Source organism: Paenibacillus sp. 1-18 (genome assembly GCF_000520755.1).
Classification (GTDB): Bacteria; Bacillota; Bacilli; order Paenibacillales; family Paenibacillaceae; genus Paenibacillus; species Paenibacillus brasilensis.
On record NZ_ASSB01000209.1, the window covers coordinates 1 to 453 of the forward strand.

1 protein-coding gene is annotated in these 453 nt (G+C 41.9%); it reads right to left on the reverse strand.

The window, feature by feature from the left end; genetic code table 11:
- Window positions 1–63: 63 nt before the first annotated feature.
- A partial coding sequence (locus tag L693_RS0113340) for an integrase core domain-containing protein (protein ID WP_025717684.1) occupies window positions 64–453 on the reverse strand: 390 nt, incomplete at its 5' end.

The following is a 453-nucleotide window of genomic DNA, read 5'->3' on the forward strand; positions in this document are numbered from 1 at the left end:
CGGATTAACCCCCTAAGTTTGGACACTAACTCTCTCTTGCTCATCCAGACTTCGTTTTTGAAATTATACACGAACTTCTCGGATCGGAATCGGTTTTGTCTTGTTTTTCTCATAAAACTGAGACGGCGACAAATCGCAAATGCTGGAATGAATTCTTCGTTCATTATAAAAATGAATGAATTCAGTGACGGCTTCATAAGCTTCGCTGTACGTTTCAAAGTCGTAGCGAGCCAAGCATTCATCCTGCAATAACCTATGAAAAGATTCAATATGTGCGTTCATATTCGGTGTTCGTGGAGGAATGCGTTCATGCTCCACTCCAAAGCTTTTACAGGCAGCTTCAAACCCATGAGAAATAAACTGAGGGCCATTGTCTGAACGAATCACAGGTTTGGTTTGCGCCTCAAATAATTGTCTCTTAAACAAGGCCGTTTGTAGCGTTCGGATCACATC